Raw genomic sequence first — 20,514 nt, 5'->3', positions numbered from 1 at the left:
GTGGCGCTGTCGCGCCGCTCCGGGTCGCGCCTGTCGGCCAACGCGTGGCCCGGCTTCGTGGACGCCATGACGGCGCTGCTCCTGGTGCTGATGTTCGTGCTGTCGATCTTCATGATCGTGCAGTTCATCCTGTCGCAGCGCATCGGCGAGCAGGACGCGGAACTGGGCGAGCTGAGCGATCAGGTCGCCCAGCTCGCGGACGCGCTCGGGCTCGAGCGGGTCCGCGCCGAGGCCGCCGAGGGCGAGGCCGCGCGGCTGGGCTCCGAGCGCGACGCCCAGGCCCGGCTCGTCGCCACGCTGACGGCGCAGGCCGAGGGGCTGGAGGCGCGGGTCGCCTCCTTCGAGGATCAGGTCGCCACCCTGCTCGCGCAGCGCGACGACCTCGCCGCCCGGCTTGAGACGACCGAGGGAGAGCTCCTCCGGGAAGTGGACGAGCGCGAGGCGCTGCAGCTTGCCCTCGCCGCCGCGCGCGACGAGATCGACGAGGGGGTGGAGGCCGCCCGCCTCGCCGCCGCGCGGCGCGAGGCGCTGCAGGCGCTGGTCGAGGGACTGCGCGCGGAGGCCCGCGCCGACGCGGCCGCCCTTTCGGAGGAGGAGGCCGCCCGCCTGACCGAGGCCGCCGCGGCCGAGGCCCTGCGCGCCCGCCTCGCCGAGGCCGACGCCGAACTCACCGCCCTCTCCCTCTCGCTGGAGGCGGAGCGCCGCGAGGCCGAGGAGACGCTGACCCTGCTCGCCGCCGCCCGCGACGCGGAGGCCGACCTCGACGCCGCCTTGGCCGACGCCCTGACCGCGCGCGACGCCGAGGCCGCGCGGGGCGACGACCTCGACGCGCGCCTGACGGAGACCTTGGCCGCCTTGGCGGTGGCCCGCGGCGAGGTCGAGACCGCCGCCCGCAGCGAGGCCGAGCTCCGCGCGGAACTCGACGGGCTGCGCGACGCGCTCGCCACGGCCTCCGCCTCGCTGGAGCGGGAGGCCGCGTCCGAGGCGGAGCTGCGCGCGGAACTGGGACGCGCGCTGGCCGACCTCGCCCGCGCGGAGGCGGCGTCGACCGCCCTGCCCGACCTGCGCGCCGAACTCGACGCCACGCTCGCCACCCTCGCGGCCGTCCGCGCCGAGGCCGCGGAGGCGCAGACGGACGGGCAGGCCGCCGCCCGCCGCATCGCCGCGCTGGAGGCCGAACTCGCGGCCGCGCAGGGCGGCACCGAGGCGGCGGAGCTGACCGTCGACGCCTTGGAGGCGCAGTTGCGCGCCGCCCGCTCGGCGCTGGCCGCCGCGCGCGGCGCCGCCGATCAGGAGAGCGCGACGCGCGCCGAGCTGGAGAGCCAGTTGGCCGACGCCCGCGCCCGGCTGGAGCGGACCCGCGCCGAGGCCGAGACCGCCGAGATGGACCGCGATGCCCTGCAGCGCGAGATCGACGAGGTGCGCGCCGCCCTCGCCGCGGCCACCGGGGCCGCCGCCGCGACCGAGGCCACGCGCGAGGAGTTGGAGGCCCGCCTCGCCGCCGCCTTGGTCGAGGTGCAGGGTGCGCGCATCGGGGCCGAGGAGCTGGACGCCCGCCTGCGCCAAGCCGCGGCCGCGCGCATCGCGCTGCGGCAGGAGGCCGACGCCGCCCAGTCCGAGGCCGACCGCCGCGCGGCCCTGCTCGCGACGGCGGAGGCCCGCCTGTCCGAGGTGGACGCCGAGAAGGTCGAGGCGCAGCGCGAGGCCGCCGCCTTCTCGCAGGAGATCCGCCAGCTGCGCGCCCAGCTCGGGAGCCTGCAGGCCATCCTCGACGACGCGCAGGCGCGGGACGAGCAGGCGCAGGTGCAGCTCACCAACCTCGGCTCGCAGCTCAACGCCGCGCTGGCGCAGGTCGCCGCGCAGGAGCGCGCCGAGGCGCGGCGCCTGGCCGAGGAGGCGCAGCGGCTGGAGCGGTTCCGCTCCGACTTCCTCGGGGTGCTGCGCGACGTGCTGGGCGGGCGCGAGGGCGTCGAGATCGTAGGCGACCGCTTCGTGTTCTCCTCGGAGGTGCTGTTCGACGTGAACGCGGTGGAGCTGTCGCCCGAGGGGCAGGCCCAGATCGCGCGCGTGGGCGACCTGCTGCTCGACGCGGCCGCCGAGTTCCCCGACGGCATCGACTGGGTGCTGCGGATCGACGGGCACACGGACGCCCTTCCCCTGATCCCCCGACCCGGCTCCAAGTACGAGAACAACTTCGAGCTGTCGCAAGGCCGCGCCCTCTCCGTCGCCGAGTACCTGATCGACGCGCGCGGCTTCCCGCCCGAGCGGGTCGCGCCGACGGGCTTCGGGGAGTATCGTCCCATCGCGACCAACGAGACGGTGGAGGGCCGGGCGGCCAACCGGCGGATCGAGTTGAAGCTGACCGAGCGATGACCGGCCGCATCGAGGACGTGGCCGAGCTGGAGGCCCTCTACGGCCGCCCCGGCCGCGCCTCGCTGGCCAAGGTCGCCGACCGCCTGACCCCGCTCTACCGCCGCTGGATCGAGGCGTCGCGCTTCTGCGTCCTGACCACCGTAGGACCCGACGGCACCGACGGCTCGCCGCGCGGGGACGACGGGCCGGTGGTGACGGAGTTGGACGAGCGCACGCTCCTGATGCCCGACTGGCGGGGCAACAACCGCATGGATTCGCTGCGGAACATCGTGGCGGACGGGCGCGCCTCGCTGATGTTCATGGTGCCCGGCTCGCCCACGGTGGTGCGGGTGAACGGGACGGCGGTGGTGTCGGTGGACGCGGACCTGATCGCCCGGTTCGAGGACCGGGGGCGGCGGCCCCGATCGGTCATCGTACTGACGATAAAGGAAATCTACACCCAATGCGCCCGCGCCGTGATGCGCGCCGAGCTCTGGGGCGGCGTCCCGGCGCCGGACCTGCCGACGCCGGGCGACATCCTGTCGGAGATGACCGAGGGGGACATCGACGGGGCGGCCTACGACGCGGCGTGGCCGGCGCGGGCGGCCATGACGATGTGGAGCGCGGACGACTAGGACCAGCGGTCCAGCGCGGCCTCGTCCTCGTCGGTGGCGGCGACCCATCCGGCGCCCTGCCCCGTCACTTCGCGCTTCCAGAAGGGAGCGCGGGACTTCAGGTAGTCCATCAGGAAATCAGCGGCTTGGAACGCGGCAGCCCGGTGGCGCGAGGCGGTCGCGACCATCATGATGCGCGCGCCCGGCGCGAGGCGGCCATGGCGGTGGATCACGGTCACGGCGTCGAGCGGCCAGCGTTCCGCGGCCTCGGCGGCGATGGCGGCGAGCGCCTTCTCCGTCATGCCGGGATAGTGCTCCAGCTCCATGTGGCGCAGGCCGCCCGCGACGTCGCGCACGAGGCCCGTGAAGGTCACGACGGCGCCCGCGCCGGTCGCCTCCAGCCGGGCGGCCTCGGCGGCGAGGTCGAAGTCGTGCGCCTGCACCGAGACGCGAAGATCGCTGTGCATCCCCCGTACACCCCCCGTGCATACACCGTACATACGCGCGTATGTACGCGAATGTCCGATAATCCCGATCGCCCCCCCGATCAGCCCCCCGTCATCGGGGGGAAGAACGCCACCTCGCGGACCCCGGCCAGCGGCGCGTCGAGATCGGCCAGCTCCTGGTCCACCGCGACGCGCACCGCCCCCATGTCGGAGAGGGCGAGGTCGTAGCGCGCCTCGCGGGCGCGCAGCTCGGCCACGAGGTCGCGGACGGTGGCGGCGGCGGTCTCCACCTCCTCCGAGCCCTCGCCGATCCGCTCCCGGACCCACGCGAAGTAGAGGACCCTCACGTCTTCGGTCCGCGCAGGTAGGGCATCGCCTTGGAGAAGTAGTCCCAGCCGGTGACGGCGGTCAGCAGGGACGCGATCCAGAGCAGGATCACCCCGCCCCACCACGTCGCGGCCTCGGCGGCGACGAGGAAGTTGAGGCCCACCTCGTCCGGCGCCTCGCCCATCAGGATCGCGCCGATGGTCGCGTCGTCCATGCCGACCGTCCGGTCCAGCACCTCGTGCTGGAACACGCCGGTGGCGAAGAGCACCGCGATGGCGATCATCTGGGCCGTGGTCTTCCACTTGGCGAGCTTCGTGACCTTGAGCGTGCCCGCCTGCGCGCCGAGGAACTCCCGCAGGCCGGACACGAACACCTCGCGGAAGAGGATCACGGTGGCGGGCAGCAGGATCCACGGGGTCATGCCTTGGAACCCGGTGATGACGCAGAGCGCGATGACCACCATCGCCTTGTCGGCGATGGGGTCCAGCATGGCGCCGAACCGGCTCTCCTGGTTCCACTCGCGCGCGAGGTAGCCGTCGATCCAGTCGGTCACGGCGGCGAGCACGAACAGGACCAGCGCGATCCAGTCCGCCCACGGGCGGGCGAAGAACAGGAACATGATCGCCACGCCGGGCGCCGCGAAGAGACGGATGACCGTCAGGATGTTGGGAACCGTCCACGTCATGGGGCGCGGTGTAGCGCGAGGGTGGGGGCGGGGCCAGTGGGGGCGGTTGCCACGGCGGCGGCGTGCGCCATGTCGCGGGCGGATGCGGCGGAGGACGCGATGCGGACCCTGATCTACGGCTACGACCCGATCTGCGGCTGGTGCTACGGCGCGGCCCCCGCCGTGCGGCGGGTGGCCGCGGAGATGCCGGTGGAGCTGGCGATGGCGGGGCTCGTGGTGGGCGCGCGCGTGGGGCCTGCGGCGGCGATGGAGGGCAACGTCCGCCAAGCCTCCGAGCGCCTGCGCGCGGTGACGGGCCGGGCGCCGTCCGAGGCGTTCTACGCATGGATGCGCGCGCCCGGCGCGGTGGCGGCCTCGGCGCCCCCGGCGGTGGCGGTGGACGCGGTGCGGCGCGCCCGGCCCGACGCGGCGCTGGCCTTCGCCCACGCGGTGACCGAGGCGCATTACGAGCAGGGCATGGACCCCAACGACCGCGACGCCTACGCGGCGCTCCTCGCCGCGCACGCGCCGCGGATCGACCTGCCGGACCTGCACGACCCCGCGCTGGCCGAGGCGGCGTTCGCGGACGGGCGGGCGCTGGGCGTGCAGGCCTTCCCGACGTTCCTCGTGCGGCGGGACGACGGATCGGTGGCGCCGGTGCCGACGCTCTACGACGGGGCCGCGCTCGCGGCGGCGGCGCGGGCGGCCTGACCGTCAGGCGGCGGCGAAGTCGAGGGCGATGCCGTTGATGCAGTGGCGCTGGCCCGTGGGCTCCGGCCCGTCGTCGAAGACGTGGCCGAGATGGCCGCCGCAGCGGGCGCAGAACGCCTCCGTCGCGAGCCCGAGGATCTTCGGGTCCGGACGCACGCCCACCACGTCGCCTGCGGTGGCCTGCCAGAACGAGGGCCAGCCCGTCCCGCTGTCGAACTTGTGCGCCGCGTCGTAGACCACGTTGCCGCAGCCCGCGCAGGCGTAGCTGCCCGCCCGGGTCTCGTCGTTGAGGGGCGAGGAGAAGGGCTCCTCGGTCGCGGACAGGCGCAGGACGGCGTATTCCGCCTCGGACAGGCGCGCCTCCCATTCCGCATCCGACAGCTCGAACTCGAACAGGCCGGCGGGCCGGTCGCGTCCGGCCCACCACCATGCCGCGCCGCCTGCGACGGCGGCGAGGCCCACGCCGCCGAGGAGGAGGGCGCGGCGGGACGAGGGGGCATCGGGCATTGGCTGGCCTTTCGCTGGTCGCGGCCCAACGCGGCGGCAGGGGGTTCCGATCCCCCGACCCCGGCCCGCCCTCCCCCTCAGGCCCTCTCGTGGAAGTGCCGGTGGATCGTCTCGGCCATCGCCGCGCTGATCCCGTCCACCGCCTTGAGGTCCGCCAGCGAGGCGCGGCTGACGGCCTTGGCCGAGCCGAAATGCGTGAGCAGCGCGCGCTTGCGGGTGGGGCCGATGCCCGCGACCTCGTCGAGGGGGTTGGCGACCAGCGCCTTGGCCCGCTTGGCGCGGTGGGTGCCGATGGCGAATCGGTGGGCCTCGTCGCGCATCCGCTGGACGAAGTAGAGGACCGGGTCGTTGCGCTTGAGCGCGAAGGGGCGCCCGCCCCCCTGCTCGCGCGGGCGGTGGAACTCCTCCTTGCCGTGGTCGCGGTCCACGCCCTTGGCGACGCCCACCACGGGGATGTCCTGCACGCCGAGGTCGCCCATGATCTGCCACACGGCGCTGATCTGCCCCGCGCCGCCGTCGATCAGCAGCAGGTCGGGCCACGTGTCGGACTTGCGGTCGGGGTCCTCCTTCAGCAGGCGCTGGAAGCGCCGCGTCAGCACCTCCTTCATCATGCCGAAGTCGTCGCCCGCGGTGATCTCGTCGCCCTTGATGTTGTACTTGCGGTACTGGCTCTTCTCGAACCCGTCGGGGGTGGCGACGATCATCGCGCCGACCGCGTGGGCGCCTTGGATGTGGGAGTTGTCGTAGACCTCCACGCGGCGCGGCGCGGCGGGCAGGTCGAACGCCTCCTGCAGGCCGCGCAGCAGCTTCGCCTGCGTGGCGCTCTCGGACATCTTGCGGCCCAAGGACTCGCGCGCGTTGCGGGTGGCGGACTGCACGAGGTCGAACTTCTCGCCCCGCTTGGGGTGCAGCAGCACGACCTTGCGGCGGGCCTTCTCGGACAGGGCCTCGGCGATCAGGTCGCCCTCCTCCACGCCGTGGGACAGCAGGATCTGCCTCGGCGGCTCGCGCCCGTCGTAGAACTGGCCGAGGAACGCCTCCATCACCTCGGCCGCGGACATGTCGTCGGCCACCTTGGGATAGACGTCCGTGTTGCCCCAGTTCTGGCCCGCGCGGATGAAGAACACCTGGATGCAGGCCTGCCCGCCCTCCATGTGCAGGCCCACCACGTCGGCCTCGGGCGTGGACTGCGGGTTCACGCCTTGGGTCGATTGGACGTTGGTCATCGCCTTGATGCGGTCGCGCAGGGCTGCGGCGCGCTCGAACTCCATCTCGGCGGAGGCCTGCTCCATCTCCTCGGCGAGGCGCTTCTGGATCTCGGTCGTCTCGCCGCGCAGGAAGCGGGCGCTGTCGCGGACGGCGGCCTCGTAGTCGCGCTCCGAGACGTAGCCCACGCAGGGCGCCGAGCAGCGCTTGATCTGGTAGTTGAGGCAGGGCCGCGTGCGCCCCTCGAACTGCGCGTCGGTGCAGTTGCGCAGCAAGAAGACCCGCTGGAGCTGGTTGAGGACGCGGTTCACCGCGCCCGCGCTGGCGAAGGGACCGAAATAGGTGCCCTTGCCCTTGCGGCCGCGGTGCTTGCGGACCTGCGGGAAGCGGTGGGCGGTGGTGATCTCGATGTTGGGGAACGACTTGTCGTCGCGCAGCAGCACGTTGTAGCGCGGCTTGAGCTGCTTGATGAGGTTCTGCTCCAAGAGCAGCGCCTCCAGCTCCGTCTCCGTGGTCAGCACCATCATCGACGCCGTCTCGGAGATCATCCGGCGGATGCGCGCGGAGTGGCCGTTGAGGCGGGTGTAGCTGCTGACCCGGTTCTTCAGCGACCGCGCCTTGCCGACGTAGAGCACGCGCTGCTGGGCATCGAGCATCCGGTAGACGCCGGGGCTGCCGTCGAGCGTCTTGAGGAAGCGCTTGATGACCTCGGGGCCGGTCTGCTTCGGGCTGTCGCTCATGGTCCTCGATTCCCTCGGTCGGCTGCCTCCGCCCCGCGCGGACCGCAAGGGGGATGCCCGCCGATATAGGGGGATGCCGCTGTGGATAAACCTGGGGGGAGATTGCCCAGCGCCTTGCCGCCCAAGGGTTTGTTAAGAATTTGCGACATGACGATTGACGTGACGGAATTTAATAAGTGCCTGTTTTTACTGGGGCAGACGAATCGCACTCTACCTGAAGTTGTGAAGCGGGCCGCCGGCGTCGATCGCAGGGCGTCCGAATCGCCTCGGTGGACAACTCGCGCGGACGCGACGTCCACGTCCGACGCGGACGTCACTCCACCCCGAGCACGTCCGGCGTCCGCCAGCCGAGGTGCTGCCCCCCGTCGACGCAGATCAGCTGCCCCGTCACGGCGGGCGCCGACAGCAGGTAGCGGAGCGCCTCGCGGATGCCGCACGGGTCCGCCCCGCGCCCGAGGACGGTCGCCGCGCGCTGCGCCGCGAAGTGGGCCTCGGACTGCCGATGGCCCCGCAAGGTCGGCCCCGGCCCGATCGCGTTGACCCGGACCTCGGGCGCGAGCGCTTGGGCCGCGGTACGCGTCAGCGTCCAGAGCGCCGACTTCGCCAAGGTGTAGGTCATGAACTCCGGCGTCAGCTTGAGGACGCGCTGGTCGATCATGTTGACGATGGACGCGCGGGCGCGCGGCTCGGGATCGCGATCCGCATCGGGCGCCTGCGCCGCGAAGGCTTGGGTCAGCAGGAACGGCGCGTGGAGGTTCGAGCGCATGTGCCGGTCCCACGACTCCCGCGTCGCGGTGCGGATGTCGTCGTGCTCGAAGATGCTCGCGTTGTTCACCAGCACGTCGAGCGGGCCGCCCAGCGCCGCCGCCGCGCGGGGGACGAGCGCCTCGGCGGCGTCGAGGTCGAGGAGGTCGGCCCCGAGCGTCGCGGCCGCCCGCCCGTGCCCGCGCACGGCGTCCGCCGTCCTCTCGGCCCCGTCGGCGGAGGCGGCGTAGTGGATCGCGACGTCGTGGCCGAGCGCCGCCAGTTCCTCGGCCATCGCCGCCCCGAGCCGCCCGCCGGCCCCGGTGACCAGCGCCCTCACGAGAGGACCAGCGCCATGTACGCCACGTAGGCCCCGGTCAGCGCCACGCCCCACGCCCGGTTGATGTCAGACCAGCGCAGCACGAACGGGATCATCAGCAGCGAGGCCCCCACCATCACCCACAGGTCGAGGTCGAGGACCTCCGCCGTCGGGATCGGGCCGACCAGCGACGCGATGCCCATGATGGCCAGCAGGTTGAACAGGTTCGACCCGATCACGTTGCCCAGCGCCACGTCGGCGTGGCGGCGCAGGGCGGCCATGACCGTGGTCGCGAGCTCCGGCAGCGACGTGCCGATGGCCACGAGGGTGAGGCCGATCACCGCGTCGGACAGCCCGTAGGTCTTGGCGACGTAGCTCGCCCCGTCCACGAGGAGGTGCGCGCCCACCGGCAGGCCCACGAGGCCCGCGGCGAGATAGGCGGCGATCCTCCACCCGCCCATCCGGTCGTCGGCGCCCTCCACCTCCTCGGGCTCGGTCCCCCGCGAGAGCAGGAAGGTCGTCACGAGGATCGCGGCGAGGACGGCCAGCATCGCGGCGCCGTTCCATCCCGCGATCGCCCCGGTCCACGCGAAGCCCACGAACAGCGCCGTCCCCGCGAGCATGAAGGCGTAGTCGCGCCGGGTGTCGTGGGTCTTCGTCGCCAGCCCGGAGATCAGGGCGGGTACGCCGAGCACGAGCAGCACGTTGGCCGTGTTGCTGCCCACCACGTTGCCCAGCGCGAGGCCCGGCGCGTCGTCCAGCACCGCCTCGATCGACACGAGGAGCTCGGGCGCGGAGGTGCCGAAGGCCACCACGGTCAGGCTGACCACGAGGGCCGAGATGCCCAGGCGCAGCGCGAGGTTCACGGCGCCCCGAACCAGCGCGTCCCCCGCGAGGATCAGCAGGATCAAGCCGCCCACGACCTGCGCGAGTGCGATCGTCATGCGCGTCCTCCGCAGGGGCAGGTCTTGCCGACCATGGGCCGCTTGCAGCGGCGGCACCGCCGCGTGGCCTTCATCCGGGGGTCGAGCCAGCGCAGCTTGCCGAACATGCCGACCACGCCGATGAACACGAGGAAGAGGAGGACGGTCTTGAGGATCATCTCAGAGGCCGTAGCGCGCCCAGTGGGTCCGCTCCTCGACCGCCCCGAGGGCCGCGTCGAGGATCCCCGGCGCGAGGCGGCGCAGGAACGGGCGGCGCGGCGCGTAGGCGACGAAGCGCACGTCCTCGCCGTACTTCGCCTTGAGCACGTCCGTGGCGTGGCCCACCCCGTCGGCGAGGCCCGCCTCGACCGCCTCCATGCCGACGAAGACCGCGCCGGTGAAGAGATCCTCGTTCGTCAGGTCCAGCCGCTCGCCCCGCCGCGCCTTGACGTGGGCGATGAAGGCGTCGTGCACGCGCGACTGGATCTGCTTGAGCCGGTCGATGTCCTCGTCCCGCTCGGGGCGGAACGGGTCGAGCAGGGACTTGTCCTTGCCCGCCGTGTGGACGCGCCGCTCGACGCCCAGCTTCTCCAGCGCGCCGGTGAAGCCGAAGCCCGCCGAGATCACGCCGATCGAGCCGGTGACGGAGCTGTCGTCCACGTGGATGTCGTCGGCGGCCGCCGCGAGCCAGTAGCCGCCAGAGGCCGCCACGTCCTCCACGAAGGCGTGGACCGGCGTCTTCGTCTCCTCGGCCAGCCGCCGGATGTGGCGCCCGATCAGCGCGGACTGCACCGGCGAGCCGCCGGGCGAGTTCACGATAAGCGCCACGGCGGCGGGCTTCTTGGCCTTGAAGGCGCGGGCGAGGATCGGGCCGATGCCCGCCGAGTTCAGCGTCGCGCCCCGGCCTTGGGCCGCGATGACCCCCTGCAGGCGGACGACGGCGACGCGCGGTCCCGGTTTCTTGCGGCGGAGGAAGGCGGGGAGGTCCATGCGAGCGGACCTATGGCGGGGGGCCGGGCGGGGCAATGGCGCTGCGGAAAACTTGGACGTCCGGTCCCAGTTTCGGCAGTCCGCGCCGTCTCCGCTACAGCCCCAGCTCCGCGAACGGCACGTAGTCCACGAGGTCGCCCGGCCCCACGTCGCCGCCCTCGGGCGGCAGGTGCACGAGGCCCCGTGCCCACGACAATCCGCTCGTCCGCCCCGACCCCTCCGAGGCGAACACCTCCGCACGGCCCCGCGCGTCCAGCCGCGCACGCAGCAGTTCCGTCCGTCCCGGCTTGCGCCGCTTGGCGAAGGCGGCGGGCACGTGCAGCGGGCGCGGCTCCGCCCACCCCGCCCCGGCCATCGCGCGCAGGGCGGGCCGGGCGAACCACGCCGCGCAGGTGAAGGCCGCCACCGGGTTGCCCGGCAGGCCGAACACCCGCGTCCCGCCCCAGTCGGCCAGCATCAGCGGACGCCCCGGCTTGAGCGCCACGCGCCACGTCCGCACCGTCCCCCGCGCGCGCATCAGCCGCGACAGGTGGTCCTCGTCCCCGTCCGACGCGCCCCCCGTCGTCAGGATCGCGGGCAGGCCGCCCGTCAGCGCGGCGGCCAACGCGTCCGGGTCGTCCGGCACGTGGCCCAGATCGACGGGCGCCAGCCCCCACGCCGCCAGCATCGCCAGCAGCATCGGCCGGTTCGCGTCCGCCGTGCCGTGGTCCGCGCCGGGTGGCGTCACCTCGTCCCCAGTCGACAGCACGCCCACCCGCAGCCGCTCGCGCACCTCCAAGGCGCCGTGCCCGGCGGCGGCGGCCAGCGCGAGGTCCTGCGGGCGCAGCACGGCCCCCCCGGGCAGCACCGCGTCGCCCGCCGCCACGTCCTCGCCCGCCGGTCGGGTGTTGGCGCCCCGCTTGGGCACCCCGCGCAGCACGAGGTGGCCCTCCGCCTCCGTCGCGTCCTCCTGCAGCGCGACGGTGTCCACGCCCTCGGGCAGCGCGGCCCCCGTCAGGATGCGCAGCGCGCGGCCCGGTGCCACCGCCCCCTCGAACGGCCGCCCCGCCGCCGCCCGCCCCGGCTGCACCGGGATCGGGCCGGGGGCGAGCGTGGCATGGGCGAAGCCCCAGCCGTCCACCGCGCTGTTGGGATGCGGCGGGTTGGCGCGCCGCGCCGCCACCGGCCCCGCGAGGACGCGCCCCGCCGCGTCGAGCAGGCCGACGGTCTCGCTCCCCGTCGCCGGCGCGGCCCCCGCCCGCAGGTCGGCCAGCACCTCGGCCACCGGCGTCCAGTCCCGCCCGGCGGGCAGCGCGAGACACGACGACGGCGGCAGCACGCCCAAGATCCACCCCTCCTCCCGCGCGACCGCCTCCGACGCGACCTGCCTCGGCTCGGTGAACCACGTGTCCGGCGCCGCGCGCAGGGCGGCCGCCGTCGCCATCACCTGCCCCGCGTCGCGGATCGCATGCGGCGCGGGCGGGAAGAGGGACGGATAGATCTCCGCCACCGTGACCCGCGCGTCCGGCACCGCGAACCCCGTCTCCTGCGGCCAGACCGTCACCGCCCGCCGCGCCCGCAGCCGCGCCAGCGCAGCCGTCCCCATCAGCGCCTGCGACCCCACCGCCCCCGCATAGGCCAGTTGCCAGACCGGCGTGGCCGAGGGCGCGTGCGCCTCCACCAGCCGCCGCTCCGGCAGGCCGTGACCGTCGCGCAGGTCCCTCTGCGGCAGCCCCTCCAGCGGCCTTGGCGCCCCCCAGAACGGCCCCGTGCCTGGGAAGCGCGCGTTCAGCGCGGCCGCCACGGCGAAGCGGTCGTTGGAATTGTCCGGCGCGTCCTCTATCCGCGCGGCGAGGTGGTCCCACACCGCCAGCGCCTCCGCCCGCCCCGTCAGCCGCTCCGCAAAGCCCGCGGGCCAGCCGAAGGCGAAGTCGAACCCCAGGAGCGTCCGCAGCCCCTCGTCCAGCAGCGCGTCGATCCACCCCCACGCCGCGTGGCGGGTGCGGAAGTAGCGCACCTCCTGCGCCCCCCGCCGGTCCGCGCAGACCCAGATCGCGTCCTTCGAAGGTTTGGCCGGGGTGGGCTGCGCGGCGGCGGACCAGTCCGCGACGACGATCAGGTCGTGGTCCATGCCAGCATCCAGTCCGCGACCGCACCCACGTCGTCGAGGTCCAGCACCACCCCCTCCACCGGGGCCCGCGCCCCGGGCGCCGCGACCACCGCGATGCTTGGGTCCCCTGCCGCCAAGGGCGCCGCCCCGCCGGGCCGCCAGACCTCGATGCGCCGGTGGCGCCCCGCCTTCCACCCCTCGGCCAGCACCACGTCGCAGGGCGACAGCCGCGTCAGCGCGTGGAGCAGCGAGGGCTCCGCCACCTCCTCCATCACCGTGATCCGCGCGTCGCTCACCAGCATCGTCTGCGCCGCCCCCGCGGCGCGGTGGCGGTGGCTGTCCGTGCCCGGCGTCTCGAGGTCCAGCGCGTGATGCGTCCGCTTCAGCGTGCTCACCACCAGACCCCGCGCCGTCAGTTCCTCCACCAGCGCCACCGTCAGGGTCGTCTTGCCCATGTCCTTGCGCCCGACGATCCCCCACAGGCTCATGGCGCGGCCTCCAAGGCGGCGAGGTCGTCCGGCGTGTTCACGTTGGTGAAGCTCCCCTCCGGGAACCGCGCCGTCGCCGCCCCGTGCCGGTCGGTCCAATGCGTCACCTTCCGCAGCCCCCCCTCCAGCGCCGCGCGCAGGTCGTCGGCCAGCCGCACGGGCCACAGCCCGAAGGTCGGCTGCGGCCGGTCCGTCGCCGCCAGCACGAGGTCGCCCCCCGCCCGCAGCCGCTCGACCAGATCGACGGGCGGGAACGGCGTGTCGGCGGCCGCCGAGACCACATGGGTGGCCCCCTGCCCCGCCGCCCACTCCATCCCCGCCAGCACGCCCGCCAAGGGGCCGGGCCGGCCGGGAACCGTGTCGGGCAGCACCGGCAGCCCTAGATCGGCCCACCGCGCCGGATCGCCGTTGGCGTTCAGCGCCACGGCCCCCACCTGCGGGCGCAGCCGGACCAACAGGTGGTCGATCAGCGGGCGCCCCCGCAGCACCAGCCGCGCCTTGTCCACCACATGCGCGTCCCCGCCGCCCATGCGCCGCGCCGCCCCGCCCGCGAGGATCACGGCGGGGGTCACATGCGGCTCCACAGCCACATCGCGGCGAGCAGCCACGCCAGCGGCCACGCCGCGTTCGCCGCCGCCCACAGCCGCGCGCGCAGCAGCAGGGGCGCGGGCGCGTCCGGGTCGCCGGTCAGCAGCACCCGGCGCAGCGCCCGCTGGTCCATCGGGCGGCCCAGCGCGACCGCCAGCGCCCCCATCGCCCGCGTCGCGCCCACCGCCACGAGGATGCCCCCGACCAAGCCGCCGAGCAGCAGGACGATCCACGCGGCGATCATGCGTCCCGCACCAGCCGCGCGTCGCCCGCCACGCAGAGGAAGCGCTTTCCCTTCAGCCGCCCGATCACCGTCAGGCCGACCTGCCGCGCGATCTCCACCCCCCACGCCGTGAAGCCCGAGCGCGACGCCACCGCCGGGATGCCCATCAGCGCGCACTTGATAACCATCTCCGAGGTCAGCCGCCCCGTCGTGTAGAGCAGCTTGTCGCCCGGCGCGGTGCCCGTGTCGCGCATCCAGCCCGCCAGCTTGTCCACCGCGTTGTGGCGTCCCACGTCCTCGAAATAGGCCAGCGGCTCCGCCCCCCGGCACAGGCACGTCCCGTGGATCGCGCCCGCGGCGAGGTAGAGCGACGGCACCCGGTTGATCGCGTGGCTCAGCGCGTGGAGGTCCGACACCCGCACCTCCGTCGGCGGCAGGACCAGCCCCTCCAGCCCCTCCATCATGTCCCCGAACACCGTCCCCACCGCGCAGCCCGAGGTGCGCGTGGCGCGCGCCAGCTTGGCCTCGTGGTCGGTCTCCACGGCGGTCCGCACCACGACGACGCCCAGCTCCGCGTCGTGCTCCACCCCCGTCACCTCGTCCGACGCCGACAGCATCCCCTGGTTCGTGAGGAACCCCAGCGCCAGCCATTCCGGATGGTCCCCCAAGGTCATCGCCGTGACGATCTCCCGCGCGTTCAGGTAGATCGTCAGCGGGCGCTCCTCGACCGCGCGCAGGTCCACGGCCGCGCCGGTCTCGTCCACGGCCCGGACGTCCCGCGTCAGGCGGGGGTCGTCGGGGTCGGGGGCGACCGCGAGGGTGTCGGGCAGGAGCGTGGCCATGCGGAAGGGATGATCCCGAGCAGACCGCGACGCAAGCGTCCTCACACCGGCAGCGCGGTCGTCTCCCGCACGGTCTTGAGCGCGAAGGACGACTGGATCTTCGCCACCCCCGGCAGCGAGGCGAGGTGGCGGCGGTGCAGCCGCGCGAAGTCGTCCGTGTCCCGCGCCACCACCTTCAGCAGGTAGTCGTAGGCCCCGGTCATCAGGTGGCATTCCAGCACCTCCGGGATGCGCGCCACCGTCGCCTCGAACGCGTCCAGCACCTCGTCCGCTTGGCTGGAAAGGCTGATCTCCACGAAGGCCGTCGTCGCACGGCCCAGCGCCCGCGCGTCCACCAGCGCGACCGTCCCGCGCAGCACCCCGTCCCGCTCCAGCCGCTGCAGCCGCCGGTGGCAGGCCGAGGGCGAGAGGCCCAGCCGCTCCGACATCTGCGCCACGGTCAGGCGTGCGTCCCGCTGGACGAGGCGCAGCAGCCGGGCATCCATGTCATCGATCCGATCGGTCATGCGAAATCCTCCCGTCGCGGATGCTATGCTGCGGGACCACCCGCCGCAAACCGTGCATCCCGGCGGGAAACGAGGGACCGTTCCCCGCGCCCCTCGGGCTAGGCTTCGCCGGAACGCAGGAGGACCCCATGCGCATCGGCTGCCCCACCGAGATCAAGCCCCAGGAGTTCCGGGTGGGCCTCACCCCCGCCGCCGCCCACGAGGCCGTGGCCCACGGCCACGAGGTCGTCGTGCAGCGCGGCGCGGGCATCGGCTCCGGCTTCTCCGACGACGACTACGCCGCCGCCGGCGCCACCCTCTTGCCCGACGCGGCCGCCGTGTTCGAGCAGGCCGACCTGATCGTGAAGGTGAAGGAGCCGCAGGCCCCCGAGCGCGCCATGCTCCGCGAGGGGCAGGTGCTGTTCACCTACCTCCACCTCGCCCCCGACCCCGAGCAGACCCGCGACCTGCTGCGCTCCGGCGCGACCTGCATCGCCTACGAGACCGTCACCGACGCCCGCGGCGGTCTGCCCCTGCTCGCGCCGATGTCCGAGGTCGCGGGACGGCTGGCCCCGCAGATGGGGGCTTGGACCCTGCAGAAGGCCAATGGCGGGCGGGGCGTCCTGATGGGCGGCGTGCCCGGCGTCGGCCCCGCCAAGGTCGCCGTCATCGGCGGCGGCGTCGTCGGCACCCACGCGGCGCGCATCGCCGCCGGGATGGGCGCGGACGTCACCGTGCTCGACCGCTCGCTCGTCCGCCTGCGCCAGCTGGACGAGACGTTCGGCGCCACCTTCGGCACCCGCTACGCCAGCGCCGCCGCCACCGCCGAGATGGTGGCCGGGGCCGACCTCGTGATCGGCGCGGTGCTGGTGCCCGGCGCCGCCGCGCCCAAGCTGGTGACGCGCGCGCAGCTGGCGGACATGAAGCCCGGCGCGGCCATCGTGGACGTGGCGATCGACCAAGGCGGCTGCTTCGAGACCTCGCGCGCCACCACCCATCAGGACCCGATCTACGAGGTGGACGGGATCATGCACTACTGCGTGGCCAACATGCCCGGCGCGGTGGCGCGCACCTCCACCATCGCCTTGGGCAACGCGACGCTGCCCTTCCTCATGGCGCTCGCCGACCACGGCTGGCGCGAGGCCTGCCTCGCCGATCCGCACCTGCGCGCGGGGCTCAACGTGCACGGGGGCCGGCTGACCCAAGCGGCGGTGGGCGAGGCGCTGGGCCTGCCCGCCATCGCCCCGGAGGACGCCCTCGCCGCCTGAGCGCCCCCGCCCGCTTGCCCCCCGGCGGGCGGCGGCGTAGCGCGGCGCCCATGTCGCCCTTCGCCCGCGGCGCCCGCGACGGCGCGCCCTTCCTGTTCATCATGGTCCCGTTCGGCGCCCTCTTCGGCGTCATCGGGACCGAGGCCGGGCTCTCCTTCGAGAAGGTCGTCGCCTTCTCCGCCATCGTCGTCGCCGGGGCCTCGCAGCTGACCACGCTGGGGCTCGCGCAGGAGGGCGCGCCCCTCGCCGTCGCGGTCCTGTCGGGGCTCGCGGTGAACCTGCGGATGATGATGTACTCCGCCGCCCTCGTCCCGCATCTGGGCGACGCGCCCCCGTGGCAGCGCGCGGTGATCGGCTACCTGCTCGTGGACCAGACCTACGCCCTCGCGCAGGCCCGGTTCGAGGACGCGCCCGGCTGGTCGACCCGCGACAAGGTCGCCTACTTCGCGGGCACCGCCTCCTACGTGTTCCCCGCATGGGTCGGCGCCACCGCGGCGGGCGCCCTGCTCGGCGCGGCGCTGCCCGACTGGCTCCCGCTCGGGTTCGCGGTGCCGCTCGCCTTCGTGGCCCTCGTGGCCCCCATGCTCAGGACCGCCGCCCACGCCGCCGCCGCCGTTACCTCCGTCGTCCTGACGCTCGCGCTCGCGGGGGTGCCGTGGAACGGCGGCCTGCTGATCGCGGCGCTGATCGCCATTGCGGTCGGCGCCGAGGTGGAGCGCCGCACGACATGACGTGGCTCGCCATAGGGATCATGGGCCTCGCCACGTGGGCCATCCGCTGGAGCTTCCTCGGCCTGATCGGGGACCGCCCCCTGCCCGACTGGATCCGGCGGCACCTGCGCTACACGGGCGTCGCGGTGATGCCCGGCCTCGTCGCGCCCCTCGTCCTGACGCCCGCCGAGGGGGGCGTGGAGGTCGCGGCCCTCGCGGGCTGCGCGGCGGCGCTGGCGGTGGGGGCGTGGCGGCGCGACGCGATGTGGGCCGTCGCCGCGGGGGCCGCCGCCTACGCGGCGGCGGCCCTGCTCTAGCTCACTCGGCCGGGGTCGCGCTCGACCGCAGCGAGTCGCGGATCTCGAGGAGCACGTCCAGCTCCGAGGGGCCTGTGACGACCTCGGGCGCGACCTCGTCGGGCTTCTCGGCGGCGGCCTTGATGCGGTTCACCATCTTGACCAGCATGAACACGACGAAGGCGACGATCAGGAAGTTGATCACGGCCATGATGAACTTGCCCACAGCGAACACCGGCACGCCCGCCTCGGTCGCGGCCTCGATCGAGGCGAACTCGCCCTCGCCCAGTACGTAGAACCAGCCCGAGAAATCGATCCCGCCGGTGAACAGCGCGATGATCGGGTTGATGATGTCGCCCACCAGCGACGTCACGATCGCGGTGAACGCCGCGCCGATGATGATGCCGACGGCCATGTCCATGACATTGCCCTTGGCGATGAAATCCTTGAACTCGTTGATCATCCGGTCGTCCCTTTGCCTGATCTCGTCCCGAATCCGGGGCTGGACCCGGTCGGATGCGGACAGCCTGCGGAAAAACGCACACAAGTCACGCCATATTCTCGCCGCGATTGAGTTAGGCCGGGGACCGCAACCGAAGGAACACCCCATGGCCGACCTCTCCGCCTTCCCGATCACCCGGAGATGGGTCCCGCAGGACCCCTCCGTGATCCAGCTGTTCAGCTTCCCGACCCCAAACGGCGTCAAGGCGTCGATCATGCTGGAGGAGACGGGCTTCCCCTACGAGGCGCATCGCGTCACCCTTTCGGACGCCGACGTGAAGTCGCCCGAGTTCCTGTCCCTCAACCCGAACAACAAGATACCCGCGATCATCGACCCCGACGGGCCGGGGGGCGCGCCGCTCGGCCTGTTCGAGAGCGGGGCGATCCTGATTTACCTCGCCGACAAGGCGGGGACGCTGATCGGCTCGGGCGGGGCCAAGCGCGCCGAGGCGATCCAGTGGCTCATGTGGCAGATGGGCGGCCTCGGCCCGATGTTCGGCCAGATGGGCTACTTCTCCAAGTTCGCCGGCAAGGAGATCGAGGATCCCCGCCCGCGCGAGCGCTACGTGGACGAGTCGAGGCGCCTCCTCGGCGTGATCGCGGGCCGGCTGGAGGGGCGCGACTGGGTGACGGGCGAGTACTCCATCGCCGACATCGCCATCGCCCCGTGGCTGAACGCCCTGAACTTCTACGAGACGAAGGACGCCGTCGGCTGGGACGACCACCCGCACCTGCAGGCCTATCTCGACCGCTTCATGGCGCGCGACGCGGTGGCCAAGGGGATGCGGACCCCCCCGCGCGAGGGCTGAGCCTCACAGCGGCCCGATCATCAGGACCGCCGCCCCGCAGAGCGCGAGGGCGGCGATCATCACGGCGGTCTGGAAGCGTTCGGACATGCCGTCCAATCCCCGATCGGGGTGAACGATCCGTTAACGCACCGTTTCGTCCGGCAGCGCCCCCGTCAGCACGTAGCGCAGCACCTGCGCCACCTGCGCGGGCGTCTCGCAGACGGCGTCCGCCGCCGCCGCGATCTCCTTGAGGGCGTGGGCGTGGTCCGGCCCGTGCTGGAGGATCACCGGCTTGCCCCGCGCCACCGCCAGCCCCGCGTCGAAGGCCGCGTTCCACTGCTTGTACTTGTCCCCGAACCGCACGACGACGACGTCCGTCCCCTGCATCGCGTGCCGGGTGCGGATCCCGTTGATCCCCGCGCCCAGCCGGTCGTGCCAGACCTTCTTCTCCTCCGCCCCGAGGATCGCCACCCCGCAGTCGTCCGAGGCGGCGTGGTCGGTCACGGGCGCGGTGAAGCGGATGTCCAGCCCCTCGCAGCGGCGCGCGATCTCGTCGCGCCAGTCGGTGTGGATCTCTCCGGCGAGATAGACGGTCAGGGTCATCGAATGGTCTCCTCGGACCGGGAAAGGACGGGCGGCAGCGCGGGCGCGAACCGCTCGGTCATGATGCGGATCAGCCGGGCGCGGGTCGCGGGGTCGGCCTCGTCGAGGCTCTGCAGGCAGCCGAACGGCACCTTGCCGCCCATTACGGCCGCCTCGAACGCGTCGACATCGGGCGCGCCCCCGAACTTGCGGTCGCTGGCCTTCAGGTAGGCCACCTCCACGTCCTCGGCCCGCGGCGCCCCGAAGCGCGCCACCTCCAGATGGTTGGCGAGGCTGACGGGCAGGTACTGGTCGCGGTGCCTGAACCGATAGGACGCCTGCCGCGCGAGCACCTCCGGGCGCCCGGCGTGGAAGGCCTCCAGCGTCGAGCGCCGCATCGGGTGCGGATGGTGCTCCTGCAGGATGTAGTCCCCCGTGACCCCCGCCAGCCGCGCGCCCTCCCAATGCGCGACCCGGTAGCTCGGCCGCATGTTGGGCGGGCGGAAGGTCAGGCGGCGCAGCCACCTGCGGATCTGCACCTTCGCGCGGCGGTCCTCCGGCGGCTCCCAGCGCCCGTGGAGGACGGGCCGTCCCTCGGCGTCGAACCACGCCGCGGCGGGGATGTCCCGGCACAGGAAGAAGTCGTCGTTGAAGTAGACGAACCGCTCCGCGAGGCCAGGGATGCGGTGGAGCACCGCCTCGATGGTGAGCGAGTTGAACGTGGGCAGCGCGGCGGGCACGCCCGCGAACACCTCCGCGTGGTCCACCACCCGCAGCCGGCCCGGCGCGACCAGCCCCGCCTCCGCGAAGGCGGCGAGGTGCGCGGGCGTCTGCTCGTCCGTGACCACCCAGATCGTGCGGACGTAGGGCGCGTGCATCAGGATCGAGGCGATGCACCAGTAGATCTCGTGGCTCGCGGCCCAGCGGGTGGGGCGGTCGGCCTCGGAATGGCTGGCGCGGTCCTCGACGGCGGCGCGCTTGGCGGCGTGGGCGGGGTCGTCGCCATCGACCCAAGCGATTACGGCGTCGATGGGTCCGCCGTCGGGGGAGGTGGCGGGCGTCGGGTAGCGGATCGTCATCGCGCCGTCATACGCGATGGGCGCGCGAAGCA

General features: G+C 73.6%; 25 protein-coding genes. 7 read left to right on the top strand and 18 right to left on the bottom strand.

The window, feature by feature from the left end; genetic code table 11:
* Together JQC91_RS07585 and JQC91_RS07580 are read left to right on the top strand one after the other, a co-directional pair.
* Nucleotides 1–2,373 (top strand): peptidoglycan -binding protein, encoded by a 2,373-nt coding sequence (locus JQC91_RS07585; RefSeq protein WP_203286195.1) that lies wholly within the window; start codon nt 1–3, stop codon nt 2,371–2,373.
* Complete coding sequence (locus tag JQC91_RS07580; protein ID WP_203286194.1) at nt 2,370–2,987, top strand: pyridoxamine 5'-phosphate oxidase family protein; 618 nt, start codon at nt 2,370–2,372, stop codon at nt 2,985–2,987. Before JQC91_RS07585 ends, JQC91_RS07580 begins: the two co-directional genes overlap by 4 nt.
* Here the strand turns inward: JQC91_RS07580 and JQC91_RS07575 are convergent.
* From JQC91_RS07575 to pgsA, 3 genes are all read right to left on the bottom strand, one after another.
* On the bottom strand, nt 2,984–3,433 hold the full coding sequence (locus JQC91_RS07575; protein ID WP_203286193.1) for a molybdenum cofactor biosynthesis protein MoaE: 450 nt from the start codon (nt 3,431–3,433) through the stop codon (nt 2,984–2,986). The genes JQC91_RS07580 and JQC91_RS07575 overlap by 4 nt on opposite strands.
* Nucleotides 3,434–3,513: 80 nt before the next feature.
* Nucleotides 3,514–3,759, bottom strand: a complete 246-nt coding sequence (gene moaD / locus JQC91_RS07570; protein WP_203286192.1) for a molybdopterin converting factor subunit 1 — start codon at nt 3,757–3,759, stop codon at nt 3,514–3,516.
* Entirely contained in the window at nt 3,756–4,424 is a 669-nt protein-coding gene (gene pgsA, locus JQC91_RS07565) for a CDP-diacylglycerol--glycerol-3-phosphate 3-phosphatidyltransferase (protein ID WP_203286191.1), read from the bottom strand. The genes moaD and pgsA overlap by 4 nt, the downstream gene beginning before the upstream one ends.
* 99 nt (nt 4,425–4,523) lie before the next feature.
* On the opposite strand from pgsA, the gene JQC91_RS07560 reads away from it, so the two are divergent.
* Complete coding sequence (locus tag JQC91_RS07560) at nt 4,524–5,114, top strand: hypothetical protein (protein ID WP_203286190.1); 591 nt, start codon at nt 4,524–4,526, stop codon at nt 5,112–5,114.
* Nucleotides 5,115–5,117: 3 nt separating this feature from the next.
* Here JQC91_RS07560 and msrB read toward each other — a convergent pair whose 3' ends face one another.
* From msrB to JQC91_RS07500, 12 genes are all read right to left on the bottom strand, one after another.
* Nucleotides 5,118–5,621: a peptide-methionine (R)-S-oxide reductase MsrB gene (msrB, locus tag JQC91_RS07555; RefSeq protein ID WP_203286189.1), complete on the bottom strand. Its 504-nt coding sequence runs from the start codon at nt 5,619–5,621 to the stop codon at nt 5,118–5,120.
* 77 nt (nt 5,622–5,698) lie between these two features.
* On the bottom strand, nt 5,699–7,567 hold the full coding sequence (uvrC, locus tag JQC91_RS07550; RefSeq protein WP_203286188.1) for an excinuclease ABC subunit UvrC: 1,869 nt from the start codon (nt 7,565–7,567) through the stop codon (nt 5,699–5,701).
* A gap of 313 nt (nt 7,568–7,880) precedes the next feature.
* On the bottom strand, nt 7,881–8,651 hold the full coding sequence (locus JQC91_RS07545) for an SDR family oxidoreductase (protein ID WP_203286187.1): 771 nt from the start codon (nt 8,649–8,651) through the stop codon (nt 7,881–7,883).
* Nucleotides 8,648–9,574, bottom strand: a complete 927-nt coding sequence (locus JQC91_RS07540) for a calcium/sodium antiporter (RefSeq protein WP_203286186.1) — start codon at nt 9,572–9,574, stop codon at nt 8,648–8,650. Before JQC91_RS07540 ends, JQC91_RS07545 begins: the two co-directional genes overlap by 4 nt.
* Nucleotides 9,571–9,732, bottom strand: coding sequence for a hypothetical protein (locus JQC91_RS07535; RefSeq protein ID WP_203286185.1), 162 nt, complete (start codon nt 9,730–9,732; stop codon nt 9,571–9,573). Before JQC91_RS07535 ends, JQC91_RS07540 begins: the two co-directional genes overlap by 4 nt.
* 1 nt (nt 9,733) lies before the next feature.
* Entirely contained in the window at nt 9,734–10,543 is an 810-nt protein-coding gene (locus tag JQC91_RS07530) for a S49 family peptidase (protein WP_203286184.1), read from the bottom strand.
* Nucleotides 10,544–10,637: 94 nt separating this feature from the next.
* Nucleotides 10,638–12,653: a molybdopterin-binding protein gene (locus tag JQC91_RS07525; protein WP_203286183.1), complete on the bottom strand. Its 2,016-nt coding sequence runs from the start codon at nt 12,651–12,653 to the stop codon at nt 10,638–10,640.
* Nucleotides 12,638–13,120: a molybdopterin-guanine dinucleotide biosynthesis protein B gene (gene mobB, locus JQC91_RS07520; protein WP_203286182.1), complete on the bottom strand. Its 483-nt coding sequence runs from the start codon at nt 13,118–13,120 to the stop codon at nt 12,638–12,640. Before mobB ends, JQC91_RS07525 begins: the two co-directional genes overlap by 16 nt.
* Nucleotides 13,117–13,692, bottom strand: a complete 576-nt coding sequence (gene mobA / locus JQC91_RS07515) for a molybdenum cofactor guanylyltransferase MobA (protein ID WP_343069927.1) — start codon at nt 13,690–13,692, stop codon at nt 13,117–13,119. Before mobA ends, mobB begins: the two co-directional genes overlap by 4 nt.
* Nucleotides 13,689–13,952 carry a hypothetical protein gene (locus tag JQC91_RS07510; protein WP_203286181.1) on the bottom strand — a complete coding sequence of 88 codons (264 nt, stop codon included), beginning with the start codon at nt 13,950–13,952 and terminating at the stop codon, nt 13,689–13,691. The genes mobA and JQC91_RS07510 overlap by 4 nt, the downstream gene beginning before the upstream one ends.
* Nucleotides 13,949–14,773, bottom strand: a complete 825-nt coding sequence (locus JQC91_RS07505) for a formate dehydrogenase accessory sulfurtransferase FdhD (RefSeq protein ID WP_203286180.1) — start codon at nt 14,771–14,773, stop codon at nt 13,949–13,951. The genes JQC91_RS07510 and JQC91_RS07505 overlap by 4 nt, the downstream gene beginning before the upstream one ends.
* A gap of 41 nt (nt 14,774–14,814) precedes the next feature.
* On the bottom strand, nt 14,815–15,279 hold the full coding sequence (locus tag JQC91_RS07500) for an Lrp/AsnC family transcriptional regulator (protein ID WP_203286179.1): 465 nt from the start codon (nt 15,277–15,279) through the stop codon (nt 14,815–14,817).
* A 128-nt stretch (nt 15,280–15,407) separates the two neighbouring features.
* On the opposite strand from JQC91_RS07500, the gene ald reads away from it, so the two are divergent.
* Genes ald through JQC91_RS07485 form a run of 3 tightly spaced genes read left to right on the top strand, consistent with a single transcriptional unit; the run spans nt 15,408 to nt 17,553 of the window.
* The gene (gene ald, locus JQC91_RS07495; protein WP_203286178.1) at nt 15,408–16,526 is read left to right on the top strand and encodes an alanine dehydrogenase; all 1,119 of its coding nucleotides are present in this window, start codon (nt 15,408–15,410) and stop codon (nt 16,524–16,526) included.
* Between the two features lie 50 nt (nt 16,527–16,576).
* Nucleotides 16,577–17,257, top strand: a complete 681-nt coding sequence (locus JQC91_RS07490) for an AzlC family ABC transporter permease (protein ID WP_203286177.1) — start codon at nt 16,577–16,579, stop codon at nt 17,255–17,257.
* Nucleotides 17,254–17,553, top strand: coding sequence for an AzlD domain-containing protein (locus JQC91_RS07485; protein ID WP_203286176.1), 300 nt, complete (start codon nt 17,254–17,256; stop codon nt 17,551–17,553). The genes JQC91_RS07490 and JQC91_RS07485 overlap by 4 nt, the downstream gene beginning before the upstream one ends.
* Nucleotide 17,554: 1 nt before the next feature.
* On the opposite strand, the gene mscL is transcribed toward JQC91_RS07485, so the two are convergent.
* Entirely contained in the window at nt 17,555–17,995 is a 441-nt protein-coding gene (gene mscL, locus JQC91_RS07480; protein ID WP_203286175.1) for a large conductance mechanosensitive channel protein MscL, read from the bottom strand.
* A 145-nt stretch (nt 17,996–18,140) separates the two neighbouring features.
* Here mscL and JQC91_RS07475 point away from each other — a divergent pair, with 145 nt between their 5' ends.
* A complete protein-coding gene (locus tag JQC91_RS07475; protein WP_203286174.1) occupies nt 18,141–18,842 on the top strand; it encodes a glutathione binding-like protein in 702 nt (233 codons plus the stop codon).
* A gap of 120 nt (nt 18,843–18,962) precedes the next feature.
* Here JQC91_RS07475 and JQC91_RS07470 read toward each other — a convergent pair whose 3' ends face one another.
* Both JQC91_RS07470 and JQC91_RS07465 read right to left on the bottom strand, forming a co-directional pair.
* Nucleotides 18,963–19,424, bottom strand: a complete 462-nt coding sequence (locus JQC91_RS07470; RefSeq protein ID WP_203286173.1) for a YtoQ family protein — start codon at nt 19,422–19,424, stop codon at nt 18,963–18,965.
* Nucleotides 19,421–20,482, bottom strand: coding sequence for a Stealth CR1 domain-containing protein (locus JQC91_RS07465; protein WP_203286172.1), 1,062 nt, complete (start codon nt 20,480–20,482; stop codon nt 19,421–19,423). Before JQC91_RS07465 ends, JQC91_RS07470 begins: the two co-directional genes overlap by 4 nt.
* Nucleotides 20,483–20,514 lie beyond the last annotated feature (32 nt).

Origin of the sequence: Jannaschia sp. Os4, from assembly GCF_016820245.1 — a bacterium.
Taxonomy (GTDB): domain Bacteria; phylum Pseudomonadota; class Alphaproteobacteria; order Rhodobacterales; family Rhodobacteraceae; genus Jannaschia.
This window is presented reverse-complemented; position numbering and strand designations above follow the sequence as displayed.